Origin of the sequence: Isoptericola sp. S6320L (assembly GCF_023015685.1) — a bacterium.
Taxonomy (GTDB): Bacteria; Actinomycetota; Actinomycetes; order Actinomycetales; family Cellulomonadaceae; genus Isoptericola; species Isoptericola halotolerans_A.
Genome location: NZ_JALKAT010000006.1, coordinates 136,965 through 158,278, shown reverse-complemented (window position 1 = coordinate 158,278; position 21,314 = coordinate 136,965). Strand labels below are relative to the sequence as shown.

The 21,314-nt window shown below is 73.6% G+C and carries 19 protein-coding genes and 1 riboswitch; of the genes, 13 read left to right on the top strand and 6 right to left on the bottom strand.

Annotated features, from left to right (window positions below; all coding sequences use genetic code 11):
* Window positions 1-210: 210 nt before the first annotated feature.
* The 3 genes from MWU57_RS05860 to MWU57_RS05850 all read left to right on the top strand — a co-directional run bounded on the left by MWU57_RS05860 (window position 211) and on the right by MWU57_RS05850 (window position 2,535).
* On the top strand, window positions 211-669 hold the full coding sequence (locus MWU57_RS05860) for an Rrf2 family transcriptional regulator (protein WP_106269681.1): 459 nt from the start codon (window positions 211-213) through the stop codon (window positions 667-669).
* A 103-nt stretch (window positions 670-772) separates the two neighbouring features.
* Complete coding sequence (locus tag MWU57_RS05855) at window positions 773-1,696, top strand: sulfite exporter TauE/SafE family protein (protein ID WP_246907956.1); 924 nt, start codon at window positions 773-775, stop codon at window positions 1,694-1,696.
* A 110-nt stretch (window positions 1,697-1,806) separates the two neighbouring features.
* A complete protein-coding gene (locus MWU57_RS05850) occupies window positions 1,807-2,535 on the top strand; it encodes a PAS and ANTAR domain-containing protein (protein ID WP_246907953.1) in 729 nt (242 codons plus the stop codon).
* A 32-nt stretch (window positions 2,536-2,567) separates the two neighbouring features.
* Here MWU57_RS05850 and MWU57_RS05845 read toward each other — a convergent pair whose 3' ends face one another.
* Window positions 2,568-2,861, bottom strand: coding sequence for a DUF4235 domain-containing protein (locus MWU57_RS05845; protein WP_246907950.1), 294 nt, complete (start codon window positions 2,859-2,861; stop codon window positions 2,568-2,570).
* A 95-nt stretch (window positions 2,862-2,956) separates the two neighbouring features.
* Window positions 2,957-3,060, top strand: a riboswitch (TPP riboswitch).
* A 55-nt stretch (window positions 3,061-3,115) separates the two neighbouring features.
* Here MWU57_RS05845 and MWU57_RS05840 point away from each other — a divergent pair.
* Genes MWU57_RS05840 through MWU57_RS05830 form a run of 3 tightly spaced genes read left to right on the top strand, consistent with a single transcriptional unit; the run spans window position 3,116 to window position 6,944 of the window.
* A complete protein-coding gene (locus MWU57_RS05840) occupies window positions 3,116-4,216 on the top strand; it encodes a thiamine ABC transporter substrate binding subunit (protein WP_246907948.1) in 1,101 nt (366 codons plus the stop codon).
* Window positions 4,213-5,916, top strand: coding sequence for an iron ABC transporter permease (locus MWU57_RS05835; RefSeq protein ID WP_246907946.1), 1,704 nt, complete (start codon window positions 4,213-4,215; stop codon window positions 5,914-5,916). The genes MWU57_RS05840 and MWU57_RS05835 overlap by 4 nt, the downstream gene beginning before the upstream one ends.
* A complete protein-coding gene (locus MWU57_RS05830) occupies window positions 5,916-6,944 on the top strand; it encodes an ABC transporter ATP-binding protein (RefSeq protein ID WP_246907944.1) in 1,029 nt (342 codons plus the stop codon). The genes MWU57_RS05835 and MWU57_RS05830 overlap by 1 nt, the downstream gene beginning before the upstream one ends.
* Here MWU57_RS05830 and MWU57_RS05825 read toward each other — a convergent pair.
* On the bottom strand, window positions 6,941-7,642 hold the full coding sequence (locus tag MWU57_RS05825) for a response regulator transcription factor (protein WP_246907942.1): 702 nt from the start codon (window positions 7,640-7,642) through the stop codon (window positions 6,941-6,943). The genes MWU57_RS05830 and MWU57_RS05825 overlap by 4 nt on opposite strands.
* Complete coding sequence (locus MWU57_RS05820; protein ID WP_246907941.1) at window positions 7,639-8,790, bottom strand: sensor histidine kinase; 1,152 nt, start codon at window positions 8,788-8,790, stop codon at window positions 7,639-7,641. The genes MWU57_RS05825 and MWU57_RS05820 overlap by 4 nt, the downstream gene beginning before the upstream one ends.
* Before the next feature lie 199 nt (window positions 8,791-8,989).
* Here MWU57_RS05820 and MWU57_RS05815 point away from each other — a divergent pair, with 199 nt between their 5' ends.
* Window positions 8,990-9,463 carry a DUF6069 family protein gene (locus MWU57_RS05815; RefSeq protein WP_246907939.1) on the top strand — a complete coding sequence of 158 codons (474 nt, stop codon included), beginning with the start codon at window positions 8,990-8,992 and terminating at the stop codon, window positions 9,461-9,463.
* Here MWU57_RS05815 and MWU57_RS05810 read toward each other — a convergent pair.
* Together MWU57_RS05810 and pgi are read right to left on the bottom strand one after the other, a co-directional pair.
* Complete coding sequence (locus tag MWU57_RS05810) at window positions 9,432-10,544, bottom strand: PrsW family intramembrane metalloprotease (RefSeq protein ID WP_246907937.1); 1,113 nt, start codon at window positions 10,542-10,544, stop codon at window positions 9,432-9,434. The genes MWU57_RS05815 and MWU57_RS05810 overlap by 32 nt on opposite strands.
* A 52-nt stretch (window positions 10,545-10,596) precedes the next feature.
* Entirely contained in the window at window positions 10,597-12,306 is a 1,710-nt protein-coding gene (gene pgi, locus MWU57_RS05805; protein WP_246907933.1) for a glucose-6-phosphate isomerase, read from the bottom strand.
* A 158-nt stretch (window positions 12,307-12,464) separates the two neighbouring features.
* Here pgi and MWU57_RS05800 point away from each other — a divergent pair, with 158 nt between their 5' ends.
* Complete coding sequence (locus MWU57_RS05800) at window positions 12,465-12,950, top strand: DUF1269 domain-containing protein (protein ID WP_106269671.1); 486 nt, start codon at window positions 12,465-12,467, stop codon at window positions 12,948-12,950.
* A gap of 80 nt (window positions 12,951-13,030) precedes the next feature.
* Window positions 13,031-14,245, top strand: a complete 1,215-nt coding sequence (locus MWU57_RS05795; protein WP_246907930.1) for a phosphotransferase — start codon at window positions 13,031-13,033, stop codon at window positions 14,243-14,245.
* Window positions 14,246-14,248: 3 nt separating this feature from the next.
* On the opposite strand, the gene MWU57_RS05790 is transcribed toward MWU57_RS05795, so the two are convergent.
* A complete protein-coding gene (locus tag MWU57_RS05790; RefSeq protein WP_243401135.1) occupies window positions 14,249-15,307 on the bottom strand; it encodes a LacI family DNA-binding transcriptional regulator in 1,059 nt (352 codons plus the stop codon).
* 214 nt (window positions 15,308-15,521) lie between these two features.
* Here MWU57_RS05790 and MWU57_RS05785 point away from each other — a divergent pair, with 214 nt between their 5' ends.
* Genes MWU57_RS05785 through MWU57_RS05770 form a run of 4 tightly spaced genes read left to right on the top strand, consistent with a single transcriptional unit; the run spans window position 15,522 to window position 21,233 of the window.
* Window positions 15,522-16,850 (top strand): ABC transporter substrate-binding protein, encoded by a 1,329-nt coding sequence (locus tag MWU57_RS05785; RefSeq protein WP_106269669.1) that lies wholly within the window; start codon window positions 15,522-15,524, stop codon window positions 16,848-16,850.
* A 5-nt stretch (window positions 16,851-16,855) separates the two neighbouring features.
* Window positions 16,856-17,866 (top strand): carbohydrate ABC transporter permease, encoded by a 1,011-nt coding sequence (locus MWU57_RS05780; RefSeq protein ID WP_106269686.1) that lies wholly within the window; start codon window positions 16,856-16,858, stop codon window positions 17,864-17,866.
* Complete coding sequence (locus tag MWU57_RS05775) at window positions 17,866-18,759, top strand: carbohydrate ABC transporter permease (protein WP_246907926.1); 894 nt, start codon at window positions 17,866-17,868, stop codon at window positions 18,757-18,759. The genes MWU57_RS05780 and MWU57_RS05775 overlap by 1 nt, the downstream gene beginning before the upstream one ends.
* A 20-nt stretch (window positions 18,760-18,779) precedes the next feature.
* Window positions 18,780-21,233: a glycoside hydrolase family 3 N-terminal domain-containing protein gene (locus tag MWU57_RS05770; RefSeq protein WP_246907971.1), complete on the top strand. Its 2,454-nt coding sequence runs from the start codon at window positions 18,780-18,782 to the stop codon at window positions 21,231-21,233.
* Window positions 21,234-21,314 lie beyond the last annotated feature (81 nt).

Below are 21,314 nucleotides of genomic sequence, written 5' to 3'. Positions count from 1 at the left end.
GGTACTGCCCTGGAGACGGGGTGGGAGAGTAGGACGCCGCCGGACACCCTTCACAGCAGGCCCCCCACACCACACGGTGCGGGGGGCCTCGCTGCATTTCCCCACCGGAGCGCACGGTGGGCGGAACTATCATGTGGACACCAGGCCGCCGTCGACGGATTCTCGCCGTGGCGCGGCCGATGACGAACCAGGCAGGGAGAGGCGGCACGGGTGAGGATCTCGGCGAAGGCGGACTATGCGGTCCGCGCGTCCGTGGAGCTCGCGGCCGCGACGGAGGGGCATCCCGTGTCCGCGGAGGCGCTCGCCTCGGCTCAGCAGGTCCCGCACCGGTTCCTCGAGGCGATCCTGCGCGACCTGCGGCGCGAGGGCATCGTGTCCAGCCGGCGTGGGGCGGGCGGCGGATACGTGCTGGCCCGGCCGGCGGACGAGATCTCCGTGGCCGATGTCGTCCGGGCCGTGGACGGCCCCCTCGTGTACGTGCGCGACCAGCGTCCTTCCGACCTGGACTACTCCGGGACCGCGGCGTCGCTGCTGCACGTCTGGGTGGCGCTGCGCGCGAACGTTCGTGCCGTGCTGGCGCGCGTGACGCTCGCCGACCTCGCATCGGGGACGGTCCCGGCCGAGGTGCGCCTGCTGGTGGATGACGACGAAGCGTGGGAGAACCCCTGACGGGTCCCCCTGGCGGGGATGGTCCCGCATCGGCGCGTCGTTAAAACCGACTAGGCCAATAGGGTATGTTGGGTACCGATCGGTTCTCACCTCGGAGGCTCTCGTGCACACCCTCGTACTCCTCGCTCTCGTCGGACTGGGCGCACAGCTCGTCGACGGCAGCCTCGGCATGGCCTACGGCGTCACGTCCACCACCCTGCTCCTGATGATCGGCACGAACCCGGCGGCCGCCTCGGCCACGGTGCACCTCGCCGAGATCGGGACCACGCTGGCGTCCGGCGCGTCCCACTGGCGGTTCGGCAACGTCGACTGGCGAGTCGTGGCGCGCATCGGCGTCCCGGGCGCCGTCGGTGCGTTCGCCGGTGCCACCTTCCTGTCGTGGCTCTCGACGGAGATCGCCGGCCCGCTGATGTCCGTGCTGCTCCTGGGCCTGGGCCTCTACGTGCTGTTCCGGTTCACGTTCCGTGGTCTGCGCACCGACCGGCTCGGGCAGCCTCTGCGTCGACGCTTCCTCACGCCGCTCGGGCTGGTGGCCGGCTTCATGGATGCCACCGGTGGTGGTGGCTGGGGCCCTGTCGGTACCCCGGCGATCCTCGCCAGCGGGCGGCTCGAGCCGCGCAAGGTCATCGGGTCGATCGACACCAGCGAGTTCTTCGTCGCCGTGGCGGCGAGCCTCGGCTTCCTCGTCGGGCTCGGGACGTCCGGGATCGATGCGTCCTGGGCGGTCGCTCTCCTGATCGGTGGGCTCATCGCGGCACCGATCGCCGCGTGGATCGTGCGGTGGGTGCCACCGCGCGTCCTCGGGTCGGCCGTCGGCGGGGTCATCGTGCTGACGAACACCCGGACGCTGCTCGGGACGGACCTCGTCGCCGTGAGCGGCGGTGCCGCGACGGCGGTCTACGCCGTCGTGGTCGCTGTCTGGGCCGGCGCCGTCATCTACTCGGTCCGCGCGCACCGCGCCGAGCGGACGGCCCAGGCGTCCCTGACCGGTGACGAGGAGGTACGGGACCCGGCCTCGATCGGGTGATCTGCCGGGTGAAGCGGCCGTTCTCAGGTGGCAGTTCCGGGGCCCGGGAGTACGGTGGGCGGCACACGAGTCCTGACCGGGTGCTCTGCCCGGACACCCGGGGAGATGTCATGAGCGGTCCGTCGTCGCACCGCACCGTCGGGAGCGCCGGCCTCGCCGGTGCCGCCGAGGCCCTGGCAGCCGGTGTCCAGCTCGTCGTCGGTCGCTACCGGGTCGAGCTCGACTCGGGCCGGACCTGGTGGTCCGACGAGGTGTACCGGATGCACGGCCGTGAGCCGGGCGAGATCGAGCCGAGCATGGAGGCGCTGAGGTCCCGCACGCACCCGGACGATCGCGGGCGCGTGTCGCGAACTGCTGTGGTCGCGTTGCGTGCGGGCAGGCCGTTCAGCAGCGCCCACCGCATCGTCGACGCGCACGGCAAGGCGCGCACCGTCGTCGTGACCGGGCAGGCGCACGTCGGCGACGACGGCGAGATCACCCACGTCGCCGGCTACGTGCTGGACGTCAGCCCGGTCACCCGTGAGGCGCTCGACCGCGAGTCGCAGCGTGCCGTGGGCCGGGCCATGGTGTCGGCGGCTGCGGTCGAGCAGGCCAAGGGCGCCTTCATGGTGGTGCACGGCATGGCGGAGGCCGAGGCGGGGGACAAGGTCGGCGAGGTGGCCGCCCGGGCGGGCATCCCGCTCCAGTCGGCCGCCGCGCAGATCGTCGCCGGGATGGCCGGCGCGGACGGCAGCCCGGCCCAGCGGCTCGCAGCAGCGCTGGACGCCGTCCACACCGAGGATCGGCCCCGCGGGCACGAGGCGCAGCTGGCCCGCCGGCGGCAGCGGAGCCGCGGCTGAGGCGTGTGGCCGCAGGCTCTCAGGGACCTCCCTCAGACCACCGAGACGTGCTTGGCCCGCTTGTCCACGGCCTTGGTCACAACCTGCCGGGCGAGCCGGCGGGCGAGCACGGCGACCCCGCCCGTCACGGCGGCGAACGTGATCGCCTGCACGATCGGGATGTCGTCCGCGTCCAGGTCGATCGGGGCGTCGCTGCCCGTGGCCTTCTCCCAGATCACCTTGATGAGCTTCTGCGCGACCCAGCCGGCCGCGAACGTCGCCGCGACCGTCCCGATCTTGAGCCCCAGCGAGGGCTCGGACGGCTCGGAAAGCTGAGAGTGCTCCACGGATCCTCCAGTAGCAGACGGCGGCATCGGGCGGTCGCGAACGGTCCGCCCGACGGACGCCACCACCGTAGCGTGCGTGCGGTGTGTAGGCTCGGAGGGAACGACAGGGGAGCGCCACGAGCGCTGAGAGTGCGGATCTCCGCAGACCCTCGAACCTGATCCGGTTAGCACCGGTGGAGGAAGTCGGGCTTCTCGATCCCGTCGTCCGTTCCCACGGACGACGGCCCCCCTTCAGATCCGTCTGAGGAGGACGCATGACCATCCGTACCCGCCGCACCCTGGCGGCCCTCGCCGTCGTCGGGCTCGTGCCCGCGCTGGCCGCCTGCAGCGGCGACGACGCCCCGGGCGAGGCCGGCAGCACGCCGGTCCCGGCGGAGTCGTCGGCCGGCGGCGAGCTGTCCGGCACCGTCACGCTGGTCACCCACGACTCCTTCGCGCTCAGCGACGGGCTGCTCGAGTCCTTCGAGGAGGAGTCCGGGCTGGAGGTCGAGCACGTCGCCGCCGGTGACGCGGGCGCGCTGGTCAACCAGCTCGTCCTCACGCAGGACAGCCCGCTCGGGGACGTGGTGTACGGGGTGGACAACACGTTCGCGTCGCGCGCCGTGGAGGCCGGGGTGTTCGAGCCCTACACGCCGGCAGACCTCGACCCGTCCGTGAGCACCCCGGTGGAGGAGGGTCTGGAGGGCCTGACGCCGATCGACCGGGGTGACGTCTGCCTCAACGTGGACACCGCCTGGTTCGAGGAGGAGGGCATCGAGCCCCCGAGCACCTTCGAGGACCTCACCCAGGAGACCTACGCGGACCTGACCGTGGTCACCAACCCGGCGACGTCGTCGCCCGGCTTCGCGTTCCTGCTGGCCACCATCAGCGCGTTCGGCGAGGACGGCTGGCAGGACTACTGGGCCGAGCTCGCGGACAACGGCCTGCGGGTCACGGACGGCTGGTCGGACGCCTACTACGTCGACTTCTCGGGTGCCGGCGAGGGTGGTGAGCGCCCGGTCGTGCTGTCGTACGCGACGTCGCCGGCCTTCACCGTCACCGAGGACGGCAGCGAGACCACCACCGCCGCGCTGCTGGACACCTGCTTCCGCCAGGTCGAGTACGCCGGGGTCCTCGCGGGCACCGACAACCCGGCCGGTGCCCGGGCCCTGGTGGACTTCCTGGCCTCGGAGCAGGTGCAGGCCGACATCCCGGCCAGCATGTACATGTATCCCGCCGACGAGAGCGTCGAGCTCCCCGCCGAGTGGGAGGAGTTCGCCCCGCTCGCCGAGGACCCCTACGAGGTCTCGGTGCAGGAGATCGCGGAGCACCGTGACGAGTGGATCCAGCAGTGGACGGCCACGGTCATCGGTTGAGCCTGCGACACCGGCCCCGGTGGGCGTGGCTGGGCTGGGGGGTCGCCGTCGGCGTCCCACTGGTCTTCCTCGCCGTCTTCTTCGCCTGGCCGGTCGTCGCGCTGGTCGTCCAGGGCTTCTTCGCGGACGACGGCGGGGGCGGGCGCACGCTCGACCTCTCCGGCTTCGCGGAGGTCCTGAGCCAGCCGCGCACCTGGCGGGTGGTCGGCCAGACGCTCGCGCAGGCGTCGGCCGGGACGGTGCTCAGCGTGCTGCTCGGCCTCCCGGGCGCCTATCTGCTGTACCGGTGCCGGTTTCCCGGCCGGACGTTCCTGCGGGGCCTGGTGACGGTCCCGTTCGTGCTGCCGACCGTCGTCGTCGGCGTCGCGTTCCGCAACCTCTTCACCCCGTCCGGGCCGCTCGGGTGGCTCGGGTGGGAGGAGAGCTTCGCCGGGATCGTGGTCGCGCTCGTCTTCTTCAACTACTCGGTGGTGGTCCGCACGGTGGGCGGGCTGTGGGAGCGCCTGGACCCGCGCGCCGAGCAGGCCGCCCGGGCGCTGGGTGCCACGCCGTGGCGGGCCTTCCGCACGGTGACGCTGCCGGCGCTCGGCCCGGCGATCGCCTCGGCGGCGTCGGTAGTCTTCCTGTTCTGCTCGACGGCGTTCGGCGTGGTCCTCGTGCTCGGCGGCATGCGCTACGGCACGATCGAGACGGAGATCTGGATCCGCACCACCCAGTTCCTCGACCTGCGGGCGGCCGCCGTGCTCAGCGTGCTGCAGCTCGTGGTCGTCGTGGCCGCGCTGCTCGTCAGCGCCCGCCTGCGCACGCGGCGCGAACGTGCTCTCCAGCTCACCGGTGAACGGTCGGGCGCCCATCCGCTGGACCTGCGCTCCGTCCGGGACGCGCTGCCGGCCGCGGTGACCGCCGTCGTCGTCGGCGGGCTCGTGGTGCTCCCGCTCGCGGGCCTCGTCCTGCGGTCGTTCCGGGGGCCCGACGGCGCCTGGTCGCTCGCGAACTATGCCGCGCTGGGGACCACGGGCGGGCGCAACGCGCTGACCGTGACCGTGTGGGAGGCGACGGCCAACTCGTTGCGGATCGCGGCGGTCGCCACGCTGATCGCCGTGGTGGTCGGCGGGCTCGTGGTGCTGGTCGTCTCGCGCCGGCCCCGCTCGCACGGGCTGCGGCGGGCCGTCGGGGGCCTGGACGCGGTGTTCATGCTGCCGCTCGGCGTGTCGGCCGTGACGGTGGGGTTCGGGTTCCTGCTCACGCTCGACCGGCCGCTCGGCCTCGACGTCGACCTGCGCACGTCGGGGCTGCTGGTGCCGATCGCGCAGGCGGTCGTGGCGATCCCGCTCGTGGTCCGTACGATGCTGCCGGTGCTGCGGGCGATCGACCCGCGACTGCGCGAGGCCGCGGCGGTGCTCGGGGCGCCCCCGGGCCGGGTGCTGGCCAGCGTGGACCTCGCGCTCGGAGCACGCTCGTTGGGGCTCGCCGTCGGGTTCGCCTTCGCGGTCTCGCTGGGGGAGTTCGGCGCCACGTCGTTCCTCGCCCGCCCGGACGCGGCGACCCTGCCGGTGGTGATCTACCGGCTCGTCGGGCAGCCCGGCGCGGAGAACTACGGGATGGCGCTCGCGGCGTCGGTGGTGCTCGCGGTGCTCACCGCGACCGTCATGATGGTGGCCGAACGGATGCGCGGCGACAGCGGCGGAGGGGAGTTCTGATGGCGGGCCGTCGAGAGCCGGGTACCGGGCTGTCCGTGCGCGACGTCGTCGTGCGCTACGGGCAGCGGCGCGGGCACGCGGGCACGACGGCGGTCGACGGCGTCTCGCTCGACGTCGCGGCCGGCGAGGTGCTCGCGCTGCTCGGGCCGAGCGGGTGCGGCAAGTCCTCCCTGCTGCGGGCGGTGGCCGGCCTCGAGCCGGTGGCCGCCGGCACCGTGGCGTTCGACGGTGCCGACCTGGCCGGCGTGCCCGTGCACCGGCGGGGCTTCGGCCTGCTGTTCCAGGAGGGCCAGCTCTTCCCGCACCGCGACGTCGCCGGGAACGTGGCCTACGGGCTGGCCGACCGGCCGCGGGCGGAGCGGGCCGAGCGGGTGGGCGAGCTCCTGGCGCTGGTGGGTCTCGACGGGTTCGGGGCCCGGCCGGTGGCCGAGCTGTCCGGCGGCGAGAAGCAGCGGGTGGCGCTCGCGCGGGCCCTCGCGCCACGGCCCCGGCTGCTGCTCCTCGACGAACCGCTCTCCGCCCTGGACCGCGGCCTGCGCGAACGGCTGGCCGTGGAGATCCGCGCGGTGCTGCACGCGACCCGCACCACGGCCGTGTTCGTCACCCACGACCACGACGAGGCCTTCACGGTGGCCGACCGCGTCGCGGTGATGTCGGCCGGCCGGCTCGCCCAGGTCGCGGCGCCGGAGGAGCTGTGGCGTGCCCCCGCGACGCGCCAGGTCGCGGAGTTCCTCGGGTACCAGACGTTCCTGCCGCACGACGACGGGCTGCTCGCCGTCGGGCCGGCCGGCCTGCGGGTGGTCGACGGCGCCTCCGGCGCAGCCACGGGCGGTGAGGTCCGGCACGGCGTCGTCGTCGCCACCACGTTCCGCCGCGGTCGCACGGAGGTCACCGTGGACGCGGACCTGGGTGCGGGCGAGGAACGGCTCGTCGCCCTGGCCGACGGCGGCGTGCCCGCTGTCGACGACAAGGTGGGCGTGGTGCTGGACCCCCGCGGCTGCGCCGTCGTCTCGGGACAGCACCGCTAGTCACCCCATGCGGGGCCCGTCGGCGGGCCGACGGCCCCGCCCCCGGCGTCGTGCACGAGCAGCGCCACCTGCGTGCGGTTCTCCAGGCCGAGCTTGTCCAGGAGCTGGGAGACGTGCGCCTTGACCGTCGGCACGCTCAGGTAGAGGCGGGTCGCGATCTCGGCGTTGGAGGCACCGCGGCCGAGCTCCGCGGCCACGTCGCGCTCGCGGGCCGTCAGGACGTCCAGGGCCGCCCGCGCCCGCTCCTGGGCACCACCCGCGCTCGCGACGGTCGCCATGAGCCGCCGGGCGACGTCGGGCGCCAGCACGGGCTCGCCGGCCGCGGCCGAACGGACCGCGGCGGCGATCCGCGCCGGCGGCATGTCCTTGAGGAGGTAGCCGGCGGCCCCGGCGTGCAGCGCGCCCCCGACCTCCTCGGCGCTGTCGAACGTCGTGAGGACGACGACGGCGGGTGGTGCGGAGCGCGCGCGCACCGCTCGGGTCGCGGCGATGCCGCCGACACCGGGCATGCGCAGGTCCATGAGGACGACGTCCGTGGGGTGGGCGTCCAGCACCCCGGGCACCTCGCCGCCGTCGGCGGCCTCGGCCACGACCCGGATGCCGTCGGCACCGTCGAGCATGAGGCGCAGGCCGGCACGCACCAGCGCGTCGTCGTCGACGAGCACGACGCGCACCCCGGGCTGCAGCGGTTCGGTCATCGCTCCCACGGTAGCCAGGCCTCGAGCACGAAGCCTCCGCCGGCACGTGCTCCGGCGTCCAGCCGGCCGTCGAGGAGCGTCACGCGCTCGCGCAGGCCCACGATCCCCGTGCCGCTGCCCGGGCCGATCCCGGTGCCGCTGCGCGGCCGGACGCCGGGCGTGCCCGGGCCCGCGCCGTCGTCGGTCACCCGGACGCGCGCCGCGCCGTCAGCGAGCTCCAGGTCCACCCGGACGGCCGCACCCGGCGCGTGCCGCCGGGCGTTGGTGAGCCCCTCCTGGACCACGCGGAAGACGGTTCGCCGCACGCCCGGTGGCACCTGGTCGGCGACGTCGGTCGGGGGCGCGTCGTAGGCGACGTCGCTGCCTGCTGACCTCGCCTCCTCGACGAGGCGGGCGACGTCGGCGAGCGTGGGTGCGTGGCCGAGGTCCTGCGGGTCCGCGCGCAGCAGCCGGATCACCTGACGGAGGTCCTCGAGGGCGTCGCTGACGCCGGAGCGCACGCGGCCGGCCGCCGCGGCCAGGGCGACCGGGTCGGCGTCGGGCCGGTACTCCAGCGCCCCGGCGGTCGCGGCGAGGAGGGAGAGCCGGTGGGCGAGGGTGTCGTGCATCTCGCGGGCGATCCGGGTGCGCTCGGCCGTGCGGGCCTCGGTCACGCGCTGCTCCTGCTCGGCCTCGGCGCGCCGGGCGCGGTCGCGCAACGACCACAGCACCAGCGCGCGTTCCTGCCAGAACGCGCCCCAGCCGAGCAGCGCCGCATGCACCGCGACGTCGCACAGCAGCCACCACTCGAGCGGCAGGGGGACGGGGTGCCACAGCGCCTGGACGGCGTGCCCGAGCGCTCCCGCGACCGCCACGGGCAGCGCGGTGCGGAGCGGGCGGCTGCGCGCCACCTGCAGCGTGGCGGCCGTGGCGGCGGGTGTCGCGGCCGGCGAGAGAGCGGCCAGGACGGCGAGGCCGAGGGCCGCCGCGACGGCGTGCCGGGTGAACAGCAGCCCGCAGAGGCCCAGGGCCGCCAGCCCGACCGCGACGTCGAGGAGCAGGCCGTCGGGCGCGTCGAGGTGCGCGGTCACGACCACCAGCACGGTCAGCGCGGCGATCGCCAGCCAGGCGCCGGCGAGCAGGCGGCTCGGGACGGTCGGGACGTGCATGGCGGGAACGCTACGGCGGTCCGCCGGCTCGCGACACCGACGAAGGTCGGGGGTCGCCCCGGCGGTGGTCGGGGTGCCCGACGACGAAGGTCGGGGCCGGCATGTACCTCCGGCCGGGGCGCGGGTGGCCCCGTCGCTCGCAGGCTGGGTCCCGACAGCGACCAGGGACGCGCCGGGACGGCCGGCGGGAGGAGACACGATGACCATGGATCAGCAGGCAGGGCGGACGACACCGCGAGGGTCCGGGGCAGGGCCGTCCCGGCGAGGGGGGATGTTCCGCCGTCGGACGCCGGCGTGGGGCGTCCCGCCGCTGGCCGCGGTGGTGGCGGCCGTGGTGTGGGCGGTGGCGACCGCGAGCGGCGCGGAGCTGACGGCCCGGACCGGTGGCGGCCTGCGGGAGGTGGGGCTGGTCGACGTCGTCGTGGCCGGGCTGGTGGTCGGCCTGCTCGGCTGGGCCGCGCGGGCGCTGCTGCGGCGCACGACCGGTGACGGCGAGCGGACGTGGCTCGTGCTGTGCGGTGCGGTGCTGCTCGTCTCGCTGGCCGGCCCGCTGGGTGCGGCGACGCGGGAGGCGGCGGGGTTCCTCGTGGCGGAGCACGTCGCCGTCGGCGCGACGATCGCTCTCGGCCTCCGGCGAGAGGTCAGGCGAACGCCGCGCGGGCGTGGTGCATGAGCAGCAGCAGGGGATCGCGGCGCGCCACGAACGCGTCGTCGGGCACCAGGCCGAGGCCGTGGCGGCGGTGCAGCATGGCCAGCTCGGTGGCGGCCTGCTGGTAGTCCGCCAGGGCACGGGCGGGACCCCGCCCGCGGGTGGCCCGGGTCCGTTCGCGGGCGCGCTGGCGGCGGTGCAGCGAGGACAGCATCCAGACGTCGGCCGGCGTCACCACGCCGACCTCCTGGTACTGCGGCAGGTGGGTCTGGATCAGTGCGACGATGCGCTGCCGGTCACGGTGCAGCACGACCGCGAGGGCCACCAGCACGCCGACGCCGGCGAGGTAGGCCGCTCCGAGGCCCGCCAGCCCGAGCGCCGACGACGCGTTCCACGCCGCGTGCAGGGCGACGGCGCCCGCCAGCCCGGCGAGCACGGGCAGCGCCCGGCTCCGGCCGGGACCGCGCAGGGCCGCCGCGGCGACGCCGATCCCCGTCAGCGACGTGCACAGCGGGTGCAGGAGCGGCGAGACGATCCCCCGGACGGTGAAGGTCAGCGCCAGCGTGCCGGGCGGGGCGAACGCGTAGTAGCTGATGTTCTCCACGACGGCGAACCCGAGCGCCACCATCGAGCCGTAGATGATGCCGTCGGTCGGCCCGTTGAGCTCGCTGCGGCGGAACCAGAGCAGCCCCACGAGCACCGCCCCCTTGAGGACCTCCTCGACCACCGGTGCCGTGATCGCCGCCATGGCGTACGTCCCGAGCTCGCTGCCGAGCATCGGGGCCCACACCAGGTCCAGCCCCGCGGTGTTGAGGAGCATGGCCAGCAGCACCGCCACCCCGGCACCCCAGCCGAAGGCGGCGACCAGGGCGTCCGGCGGCTCCGGCTCCAGCCGGTCGAGCGCCAGGATCCCCGCGAGGAGCAGGGGCAGCGGGACGAGCGCGAGCACGACGGCCGCCGGGACGCCCGTGGCGCCGTCGTGCAGCATGATCGTCAGGGCGACGACCAGGCACAACGACGACACGGCGATCGTGACGACCGTGCCCACCGACGGGCGGGCGGTCGGTCGCCCGGCCAGGATGGCCCGCGGATCGAGTGGAGGCATGGCCCAGACCCTACTGAGGGCTCGGCCCGGCCCGTCCCGGCCGCCCGCGGCCTCAGGCCCGCTGCTCCCGGTAGTAGCGGATCAGCGCGGCGGTCGAGGCGTCCTGGTCGGCCAGCGTGGCGTCGTCGCCCGAGACGGCCGGGGCGATCTCCAGGGCGAGCTTCTTGCCGAGCTCCACACCCCACTGGTCGAACGAGTCGATGCCCCACACGACGCCCTGGACGAACGTGATGTGCTCGTAGAGCGCGACGAGCTGGCCGAGCACGGACGGGGTGAGGGCGGGGGCCATGATCGAGGTGGTCGGGCGGTTGCCGGAGAACACGCGGGCCGGGACGATCGCCTCGTCCGTGCCCTCGGCGCGGACCTCGTCGGCCGTCTTGCCGAACGCCAGCGCCTTGGTCTGGGCGAAGAAGTTGGCGAGGAACAGCTCGTGGACGTCGGCGCCGGGCTGCACCGCCTTCCCGTCGCCCTGCGGGTCGGTGAGGGGGTACGCGGGCGTCGCGAACGCGATGAAGTCCGCGGGGATGGTGCGGGTGCCCTGGTGGATGAGCTGGTAGAACGCGTGCTGGCCGTTGGTGCCGGGCTCGCCCCAGAAGATCTCGCCGGTCTGGGTGGTCACGGGGGAGCCGTCCCAGCGCACCGACTTGCCGTTCGACTCCATGGTGAGCTGCTGCAGGTACGCGGGGAAGCGGTGGAGCTGCTGGGCGTACGGCAGCACGGCGTGGGTGTGCGCGTCGAGGAAGTTCGTGTACCAGACGTTCAGCAGACCCATCAGCGCGGGGACGTTGCGCTCGAGCGGCGCGGTGCGGAAGTGCTCGTCCATCGTGCGGAACCCGGCGAGCAGCTCGCGGAACCGGTCCGGGCCGAACGCGATCGCCAACGAGAGGCCGATCGCCGAGTCGACCGAGTAGCGGCCGCCCACCCAGTCCCAGAACCCGAAGGCGTTGTCCGGGTCGATGCCGAACGCCGCGACCTTGTCGAGCGCCGTCGACACGGCCACGAAGTGCTGCCCGACGGCGGCCTGCCGCGCGGCGTCGGTGTCCTCGATCGCGCCGGACGCGGCGAGCGCCTCCCACAGCCAGGCCCGGGCGAGGCGGGCGTTGGTGAGCGTCTCGAGCGTGCCGAAGGTCTTGGAGGCGACGATGAACAGCGTCGTCTCCGGGTCGAGCCCGGCGGTCTTCTGCGCGACGTCGGTGGGGTCGATGTTGGAGACGAACCGGGCCTCGAGGCCGTCGCGCAGGTACGGGCGCAGGGCCTCGTAGACCATGACCGGGCCGAGGTCCGAGCCGCCGATGCCGATGTTGACGATGGTCTCGACCGGCTTGCCGGTCACTCCCGTCCACTCGCCGGAGCGGACCTTGTCGGCGAACGCGCTCAGCCGGTCGAGCTCGCGGGCGACGTCGGCGTCCACGTCCTGGCCGTCGACGACGAGCGGCGGCTGGGTCCCCGGCGCGCGGCGCAGCGCGGTGTGCAGCACGGCGCGGTCCTCGGTGACGTTGATGTGCTCGCCGGTGAACATCGCCTCGACGCGGCCGGGCAGGTCCACCTCGCCGGCGAGCCGGACCAGCAGGTCGTACGTCTCGTCGGTGGCGAGGTTCTTGGACAGGTCGACGAACAGGTCGCCGGCCGTATGGCTGTGGCGCTCGGCGCGCCCCGGGTCGGTGGCGAACCAGCCGCGCAGGTCCCCCCGGAAGTCACGGTGGTGCTGCAGGAGCTCGCCCCAGGCGGACGTGGTCGTGGCGTCGACAGGAGAGGTCGTCATGGTGCCTACGGTAGTGATCGCGGCGAGCGCGTGCGCGGCTGTCCGCGCGCGCCGCGTTCCGTGGCGGTTTGTCCCCCTGTGGCGGTCCCGGGTGCGCGGTGCCAGGATCGAAGCGCCGGGGACGGTCCCGGACACGTCGCACGGAGGAAGGACGCCACATGGCCACGTTCACGGTCTGGAAGTTCGACGACCCCGCGGGTGCCGGCAGGGCTGCCGACATCGTCAAGAACGCCGCGTCAGAAGGCCTGGTCACGCTCGTCGACTACGCCGTCGTCGAGTGGCCGGAGGGTGAGAAGCACCCGAAGACCCATGGCGTGAACGACGACGCCGCGAAGTCCGGCGGCTGGGGTGCGCTGTGGGGCCTGCTCATCGGCGCGCTCTTCTTCATCCCCGTCGTCGGTGCCGTCGCCGGCGCGGCGATCGGTGGCCTCAGCCGCGCCCTCTCGGACGTCGGGATCCGCAAGGAGGACCTCGAGAAGATCCGCGACGAGGTGGTCCCCGGGACGTCGGGCCTGTTCATCATCACCGAGCAGGGCGACGTGGACCGCTTCCGCGAGCGTCTGCACGGCATCAAGGCGACGCTGGTGAGCACCAACCTGTCGGACGCCGAGAGCCGTGAGCTCAAGGAGATGTTCGGCGGCTGAGCACCGGTGCTGCGCACGGGCGGCCGTCCGGGCCGCCCGGCGCCCGCGCGCTCCGGGCCGATCGTGGTGAGGATGGGGTGATGGGAACCAGCAACCTCGAGCTCCTCACCGGCGACGACGCCACCGAGCTGCTCGCGACGGCCGTGTCCACCGCGGGCGGGGAGCTCGTGGACTGGTCGGTCCGCCAGGTCGACCACCGCCCGGGCCGTTCCACGACCGTCGCCTACCGGGCGCGGGTGCGCTGGGCGATCGGCGGCATGGAGCCGCAGGTGCGCACCGAGACCCTCGGGGCGTCCCTGGGGCGGCCGGGCGACCAGCACGTGCCCGGCGTGCTGACCCTGGACGACGGCGAGCACGCGGTCGCGGTGTGGCGGTTCCCCGGCGACCCGGGGCTGCCGGCGCTGGCCACCGCCTACGACGTCGAGGCGGTCGGCACGCTGCTCGGGGACCTGGGCGTGCCGGAGGTGGCGCGAGGGCCGGTGACGCTGCGGGTGCGCGCGTACCGGCCCACGCGCCGGGCGGTGATCGAGGCCAGCACGCCGGGCGCCCGCGTCTTCCTCAAGGTGGTGCGCCCCGAGAAGGGCGACGAGCTGTACGCGCGGCACGCGCTGCTGGCCGGCGCCGGCCTCCCGGTGCCGAAGCCGCTCGGCCGCAACACGGACGGGCTGCTGGTGATCGCCCCGCTGGCGGGGGAGTCGATGCGGCACGCCGTGCGCGACGGCGGCCCGGTCCCTGCGGCGGGCGACGTCGTCGACCTCCTGGAACAGCTGCCCGACGGCGTCACGGAGCTGCCGTACCGGGCCTCCTGGAGCGAGAACGCGGCCCACTACGCGTCGGTGATCGGGGCGGCGCTGCCCGCCGAGGCCGAGCGGGCGGCGCAGCTGGCCGCCGTGGTCGCCGGCCGCATCGCGGGCCAGCCGGCGTCGGAACCGACCCACGGCGACCTGTACGAGTCGCAGATCATGCTGGGCCGGGACGGGCGCATCACGGGTCTGCTCGACGTCGACTCCGCCGGGCCGGGCCGGCGCGCGGACGACCTGGCGTGCCTCGTCGCGCACGTCGAGACGCTCTCGCTGCTGCGCGGCTGGGACGCGGACCGCCTGCACGGGCTCGCGCTGGACTACGCGAAGGGGTTCGCCGACGTCGTCGACGCGGACGAGCTCTCGGCCCGCACGGCCGGGGTGCTGCTGTCCCTGGCGACGGGACCGCACCGCGTCCAGGAGGTGGACTGGCCCCGGCAGACCTCGCGGCGCCTCGACGCGGTGGAGCGCTGGCTCAGCGGGCGCCCGGCCTGAGCGTCAGCCCCCGACCGGGCCGGTGCTGCCGCGGACCACGAGGGACGTCGGCAGCCGCAGGTGCTGCTCGCGCGGCGAGCCCTCGAGGAGGTCGAGCACCATGCGCAGCGCCTCGGTGCCCATCTCGTGCAGCGGCTGCGACACGGTGGTGAGGGCGGGGGTGGTGGTCATGGACTCGGGCACGTTGTCGAACCCCACGACCGACAGGTCCTCGGGCACGCGCAGGCCGAGGTCGTGCGCGACCTCGACGACGTGGATCGCGGACTGGTCGTTCGCCGCGAAGACGGCGGTGGGGCGCTCGCCGCGCGACGGCGCGAGCAGCTCGCGGGCCGGGGTGTCCGCGGTGTTGGGGCGGTAGCCGCCCACGCGGATGAGCGACTGGTCGACGGTGATCCCCGCGGCCTCGAGCGCCTGGCGGTAGCCGAGCTCGCGCAGCCGGGCGGACTCGAGGTCGGGGCGCCCGCCGAGGTGGGCGATGCGGCGGTGCCCGAGCGCGAGCAGGTGCTCGACGGCCTCGCGGGCACCCGTGGTGTTGTCCGAGTCGACGGTGTGCGTGCCCTCGGGCCCGGTGTGCGGGTCGATGGCCACCACCGGGATGCCGTTGGCCTCGGAGAGCACCATGGTGGGGGTGACGACGATCGCGGCGTCGATGAGGGTGCCCGCGAGCCGGGAGAGCGACCGACGCTCCCACCCCGTGATGGCGCCGCCGTCGGTGCCTCCGGAGTAGGCGAGCAGCTCGTACCCGGTGCCGTCGACGGCGGACGAGATGCCCTTGAGCAGCTCGGTGGAGTAGGGCTCGAACTCGGCCACCAGGACCCCGACGACGTTGGTCGACTGCCGGCGCAGGCTGCGGGCGACCAGCGAGGACTCGTAGCCGAGGTCGGCGACGACGCCGAGGACGCGCTCCGCCGTCGACGGCGAGACGCCGTAGCGGTGGTTGACGACCTTGGAGACCGTGGCGACGGAGACGCCCGCGACCCGCGCGACGTCGGAGATCGTCACGCGACCCACGATGGGTCCGGACTGGGTTCCCGCGGGCGGCGGGTCGGCGGCGGTGCTCACAGGACGACAGTATCCGGCACCGAGGACCCGCGGCGCACGTCGCCAGGCCGTGGCCGGGCCGTGTCGAAACCGTTATCGAAAACGATTGACGGTTTCGCGGGTGGCCTGCCAAGGTAGAGATCGGACGGGCTGCCGCAGCGCCGAGTGCACCTGCCGACCGCCCGTAGCCGCACCACCGAAGCACCACTGTCGACGACGACCAAGGGGTTCCACGATGACGAGGAAGATGCGAGGCGCGACCGCCGTCGCGCTCGGGGCGACCGTCGCTCTGCTGGCAGGCGCCTGCGCCGGTCAGGGGACGGCCGACCAGGAGACGACGGACGGCGAGTCCACCACCGCCGAGGGTGGCGACGCCACCGTCGAGTGGTGGCACAACTCCAACACCGGCGAGGGCAAGGAGTACTACGACCAGGTCGCCGCCGACTTCGAGGAGGCCAACCCGGGCGTGACGGTCCAGGTCGAGGCCATGCAGCACGAGGACATGCTCACCAAGCTCCAGGCCGCCATGCAGGCCGGCTCGGGCATCCCCGACGTCTTCATGAGCCGCGGTGGTGGCGAGCTGCAGAACGACGTCGACGCCGGGCTCCTGCGCGACCTCACCGAGGACGCGTCGGACACCGTCGAGACGATCTCCGCGTTCACCGGGCAGTACACGGTGGACGACAGCGTCTACGCGCTGCCGTTCTCCATGGGCCTCGTGGGCTTCTGGTACAACAAGGACCTCTTCGAGCAGGCCGGGATCGACGACGTCTCGGACAGCCCGACGATCGACGAGTTCTACGGCTACATCGACCAGCTGAAGGCCGCCGGGGTCGACCCGCTGTCCGTCGGCGCCGGTGACAAGTGGCCCGCCGCGCACTACTGGTACTACGGCGTCGTCCGTGAGTGCGAGTTCGAGACCGTCGAGGCCGCCATCGAGTCGGGCGACTACTCCGACGAGTGCTTCGTCAAGGCCGGCGAGGACGTGCAGGAGATCCTCGCCAAGGAGCCGTTCAACCCCGGCTTCCTGGCCACGGGAGCGCAGGAGGGTCCGACGTCGGCCTCCGGTCTGCTGGCCAGCGAGCGCGTCGGCATGGAGCTCGCCGGCCACTGGGAGCCCGGCGTCGTGGGCGGTCTGCGCGAGGACGAGAAGGTCCCGGACTGGCTCGGCTGGTTCGCCTTCCCGACGTTCGAAGGCCAGGCCGGCGACCCCAGCGACCAGATGGGCGGCGGTGACGCCTGGGCGGTGTCCAACGACGCCCCGGACGCGGCCGTCGACTTCGCCGAGTACCTGCTGTCCGACGAGGTCCAGACCGGGTTCGCCGAGCTCGACATGGGCCTGCCGACCAACCCGGCCGCGACCGGCTCGGTGGCCAACGAGACGCTGGCCCAGCTCATCCCCGTCCGCGACGGCGGTGGCGAGACCCAGCTCTACCTGGACACCCGCCTGGGTCAGTCCGTCGGTAACGCGATGAACGACGAGATCGCCCTGATGTTCGCCGGTGAGGCGACCCCGCAGGACATCGTCGCCGCCATCGAAGAAGCCGCGGCAGCGCAGGGGTGATCGAGATGACAGACGACGCGCCCGTCACCACGGCCGCCTCGCCTGTCACCTCCTCCGGTCCGGCAGCCGGTGCGACCCGCGAGGGTCGCCCGGCCGCCGGACCGTCGGCTGGGGGGCGACGGGCGAAGCGCTCACAACGACGCAAGTACCTCGAGATCGCGTTCTTCGTGACGCCGGCTCTCGCGATGCTCCTCCTCTTCGTCGTCTGGCCGGTCATCACGGCCGTCCAGATGTCGGTGTTCCGGTGGAACGGGCGAGGTCCCCTGGTGGACTTCGTCGGGCTCGCGAACTACGTCTCGATCCTGGGCAACGACGTGTTCGTCGGCTCGCTCGTGAACAACCTGATCATCGTCGTGACGTCGATCGCCATCCAGCTCCCGCTGGGGCTGGCGATCGCCCTCCTGCTGAACCGCAAGATGTGGGGCCAGGGCGCGCTGCGGACGATCATCTTCGTGCCGTACGTCCTCGCCGAGGTCGTGGCCGGCGTCATCTGGTTCCAGCTGGTCCAGCCGCAGTACGGCGTGATCGACACGATCCTGCTCGCGGTCGGCATCGAGCCGCCCGCACAGGGCTGGCTCGGCGACATGGACCTGGCGCTGTGGACCGTCGTCGCCATCCTGACGTGGAAGTACCTCGGCCTGGCAGTGATCCTCTTCCTCGCCGGGCTCCAGGGTGTCCCGGAGGAGCTCTACGAGGCCGCCCAGCTCGACGGCGCCTCGTGGTGGCAGGTGCAGCGCCGGATCACCATCCCGCTGCTCGGCCCGACGATCCGGACCTGGGGGTTCCTGTCCATGATCGGGTCGCTGCAGCTCTTCGACATGGTTTGGATCCTCACCAAGGGCGGTCCCGCCAACGCCACCAGCACCATGGCGGTGTTCCTCGTCAACGAGGGCACGCGGAGCAACAACTTCGGGATCGCCGGTGCCGCCTCCGTGATCCTGTTCCTGATCGCGCTCGTCATGGCGGTGCTCTACCAGCGACTCATCCTGCGTCGAGACGCCAAGGGGGTGGCGTGATGACCACGTCGACTCAGATGCCCGCCGTGACCCCGACGAACCCGCCGGCCAGGCGTCGCCGGGGCAGCGCGGGCAAGTTCCAGGGCGGCAACCCGCTCGTCTACGCGATCGCGTTCGTCGTCGTCTGCGCCACGCTCGGACCCGTCGTCTACGGCGTGCTGGGCGGGTTCCGCAGCAACGGCCAGCTCACGCAGAACCCGGCAGCCCTGCCGGACCCGTGGATCTTCAGCAACTACGCCGGCGTGATCGCCAACCCGTCGTTCTGGCAGTACACGTTCAACTCGGTGGTCGTCGCCGTCGTCACGACCGCGATCGTCGTCGTCTTCGGCGTCATGGCGGCCTACCCGCTCGCCCGCTACACGTTCAAGGGGCGCGAGGCGCTGTTCATGGTGTTCGTGGCCGGCCTGCTGTTCCCGGCCACGGTCGCCGTCATCCCGCTGTTCATCCTGCTCACGCAGAACCTCGGGCTGGGCAACACCTGGTGGGGCGTGGCGCTGCCGCAGGCGGCGTTCGCCCTGCCGATGACCGTGGTCATCCTGCGGCCGTTCCTCAAGGCGCTGCCCCAGGAGCTGGAGGAGGCGGCGCAGCTCGACGGCACCAGCCGGATCGGGTTCTTCTGGCGGATCCTCATCCCGCTGTCCGGGCCCGGCATGGTCACCGTCGGCGTCCTCGCGTTCGTCGGGTCGTGGAACGCCTACCTGCTGCCGCTGCTGCTGCTGCAGGGCGACATGAAGACCCTGCCGCTCGGCGTCGCCGACTTCTCCTCCGAACACTCCTCCGACACCGCCGGTGTGTTCGCGTTCACCACGCTCGCCATGATCCCGGCGCTCGTGTTCTTCCTGGCGATGCAGAAGCGCATCGTCAACGGACTGCAGGGCGCGGTGAAGGGATGACCGCGCAGAGAGAGGACCGCATGGCGACCGAGACCGTGATCGAGGGCGCGCCCGGGCCGGCCCCTGTCGGCCCACAGGTCTCCGACCGGGTCGCCGCGCTCCACGCGGAGATGACCCTCGAGGAGAAGCTCGCCCAGATCGTCGGCTACTGGCTCGACCAGGGCGGTGAGGTCGTCGCGCCCATGCAGGGCGAGATGGCGGCCGGCCAGGCGGGGTCCGACCGGCTCGGCGAGGTCACCCGGCACGGGATCGGCCACTACACGCGGGTGTACGGCACCCGCCCGGTGGACCCGGTGGAGCGCGCCCGCTGGCTGTGGGACGAGCAGCGCCGCCTCAAGGCGGAGACCCGGCTCGGGATCCCGGCGCTGGTCCACGAGGAGTGCCTCACCGGCCTCGCCGCGTGGCAGGCGGCGACGTTCCCGACGCCGCTGGCCTGGGGCGCCTCGTTCGACCCGGCGCTCGTCGAGGAGATGGGCGCCGTGATCGGCGGGTCGATGCGCACGCTCGGCATCCACCAGGGCCTGGCGCCCGTGCTCGACGTCGTGCAGGACCCCCGCTGGGGGCGCGTCGACGAGTGCATCGCCGAGGACCCGTACCTGGTGGGCACCGTCGGGACGTCGTACGTCAAGGGCCTCCAGGGTGCCGGGGTGCACGCCACCCTCAAGCACTTCGTCGGGTACTCCGGCTCGCGGGCGGGGCGCAACCACGCGCCCGTCTCCGCCGGACCGCGCGAGATCGCCGACACGTACCTGCCGCCCTTCGAGATGGCGGTGCGCGACGGTGGTGCACGCTCCGTCATGGCCTCGTACAACGATCTCGACGGCGTCCCGAACCACGCGGCGCACGAGTACCTCACCGGGATCCTCCGGGAGCGGTGGGGGTTCGACGGCGTCGTCGTGGCCGACTACTTCGGCGTCGCGTTCCTGCAGGTGATGCACGCCGTGGCGGCGGACCGCGGTGACGCGGCCGGGCAGGCGCTCGCCGCCGGGCTCGACGTCGAGCTGCCGACGGGTGACGCCTACCTCGCCCCGCTCGCCGAGGCGGTGCGGGACGGCCGGGTCGACGAGGCGCTCGTGGACCGGGCCGTGCTGCGGGCCCTCGTGCAGAAGGAGGAGCTCGGGCTGCTCGACCTGGACGCGTTCACGGGTGAGCCGCCCCGCACCGTCGAGCTGGACTCGCCACGGCACCGCGCCGTGGCCCGCCGGCTCGCGGAGGAGTCCGTGGTGCTGCTGTCCAACGACGGCGTGCTCCCGCTGAGCGGGTGGGCCCAGGCGCCCCGCCGCGTCGCCGTCGTCGGGCCCAACGCCCACCGGGCCGACGCCCTGATGGGGTGCTACTCGTTCGCCAACCACGTGCTGGCGCACCACCCGGAGCAGCCCCTGGGCTTCGAGATCCCGACGGTGTTCGAGGCGCTGGGCGGGGCGTTCGCCGACGCCGGTGTGCAGCAGCCCACGCTGGTGCACGCCCGCGGCTGCGAGGTCGAGGGGACGGACACGTCCGGGTTCGGCGAGGCCGTCGCGGCGGTGGGGTCCGCCGACGTCGCGATCGTCGTCGTCGGCGACCAGGCCGGCCTGTTCGGCCGGGGCACCGTGGGCGAGGGGAACGACGTCGAGTCGCTCGACCTGCCGGGTGCGCAGCGCCGGCTGGTCGAGGAGCTGGTCGCCACCGGCACGCCCGTCGTCATGGTCGTGGTCTCCGGCCGTCCGTACGCCATCGACTGGGCGCTCGACGGCGACCGTCGGCCGGCCGCGGTGCTCCAGGCGTTCTTCCCCGGCGAGGAGGGCGGCACGGCGATCGCCGGTGCCGTCGCAGGAGGGGTCGTCCCGTCCGGACGGCTGCCCGTGTCCCTGCCGCGTTCGGCCGGGGCGCAGCCGTACACCTACCTGCACCCGATCCTCGGCGGGCCGAGCGACGTCACGTCGACCGACTCCACGCCGGTGCGGCCCTTCGGGTTCGGGCTGTCGTACACGCAGTTCGCCTACTCGGAGCTGGCGGTCGACGCCTCCGCGCCGACCGGCGGCTCGTTCACGGCGTCCGTCCGCGTGACGAACACGGGAGCCGTGGCGGGCGCCGACGTCGTCCAGCTCTACGGGCGCGACGTCGTCGGCTCGCTGCCGCGGCCGGTGGCCCAGCTGCTGGCCTACGAACGAGTCGAGCTCGCGCCGGGAGAGTCGGTGGTCGTCGCGTTCGCCGTGCCGACCGCACGGTTCGCGTTCACCGACCGCAGCCTCGAGCGCGTCGTCGAGCCGGGCGAGTTCCAGGTGTGGGTCGGCTCGCACGCCGCCGCGACGGACGGCGCCGGTCGCGAGGTTCTCGAGGAGGCCACGGGCGGTGCGATCACCAACGAGAAGGTGGTCACCCGCCAGGACCTGCCCGGGACGGCGACGCCGCGGGCGACGCTCACCCTGACCGGGCCGGTCCATCCGGTGACGGCGGTGGACGAGCGGATCGCTACTGCCGCCGTCGCGAGGTAGTGCCGCCGTCGCCGAGGTAGTGCGGTTCCCGCCGAGGTAGGGGCTCGCGCGCCGAGGTAGTGGCGTCGCCACCGAGGGAGG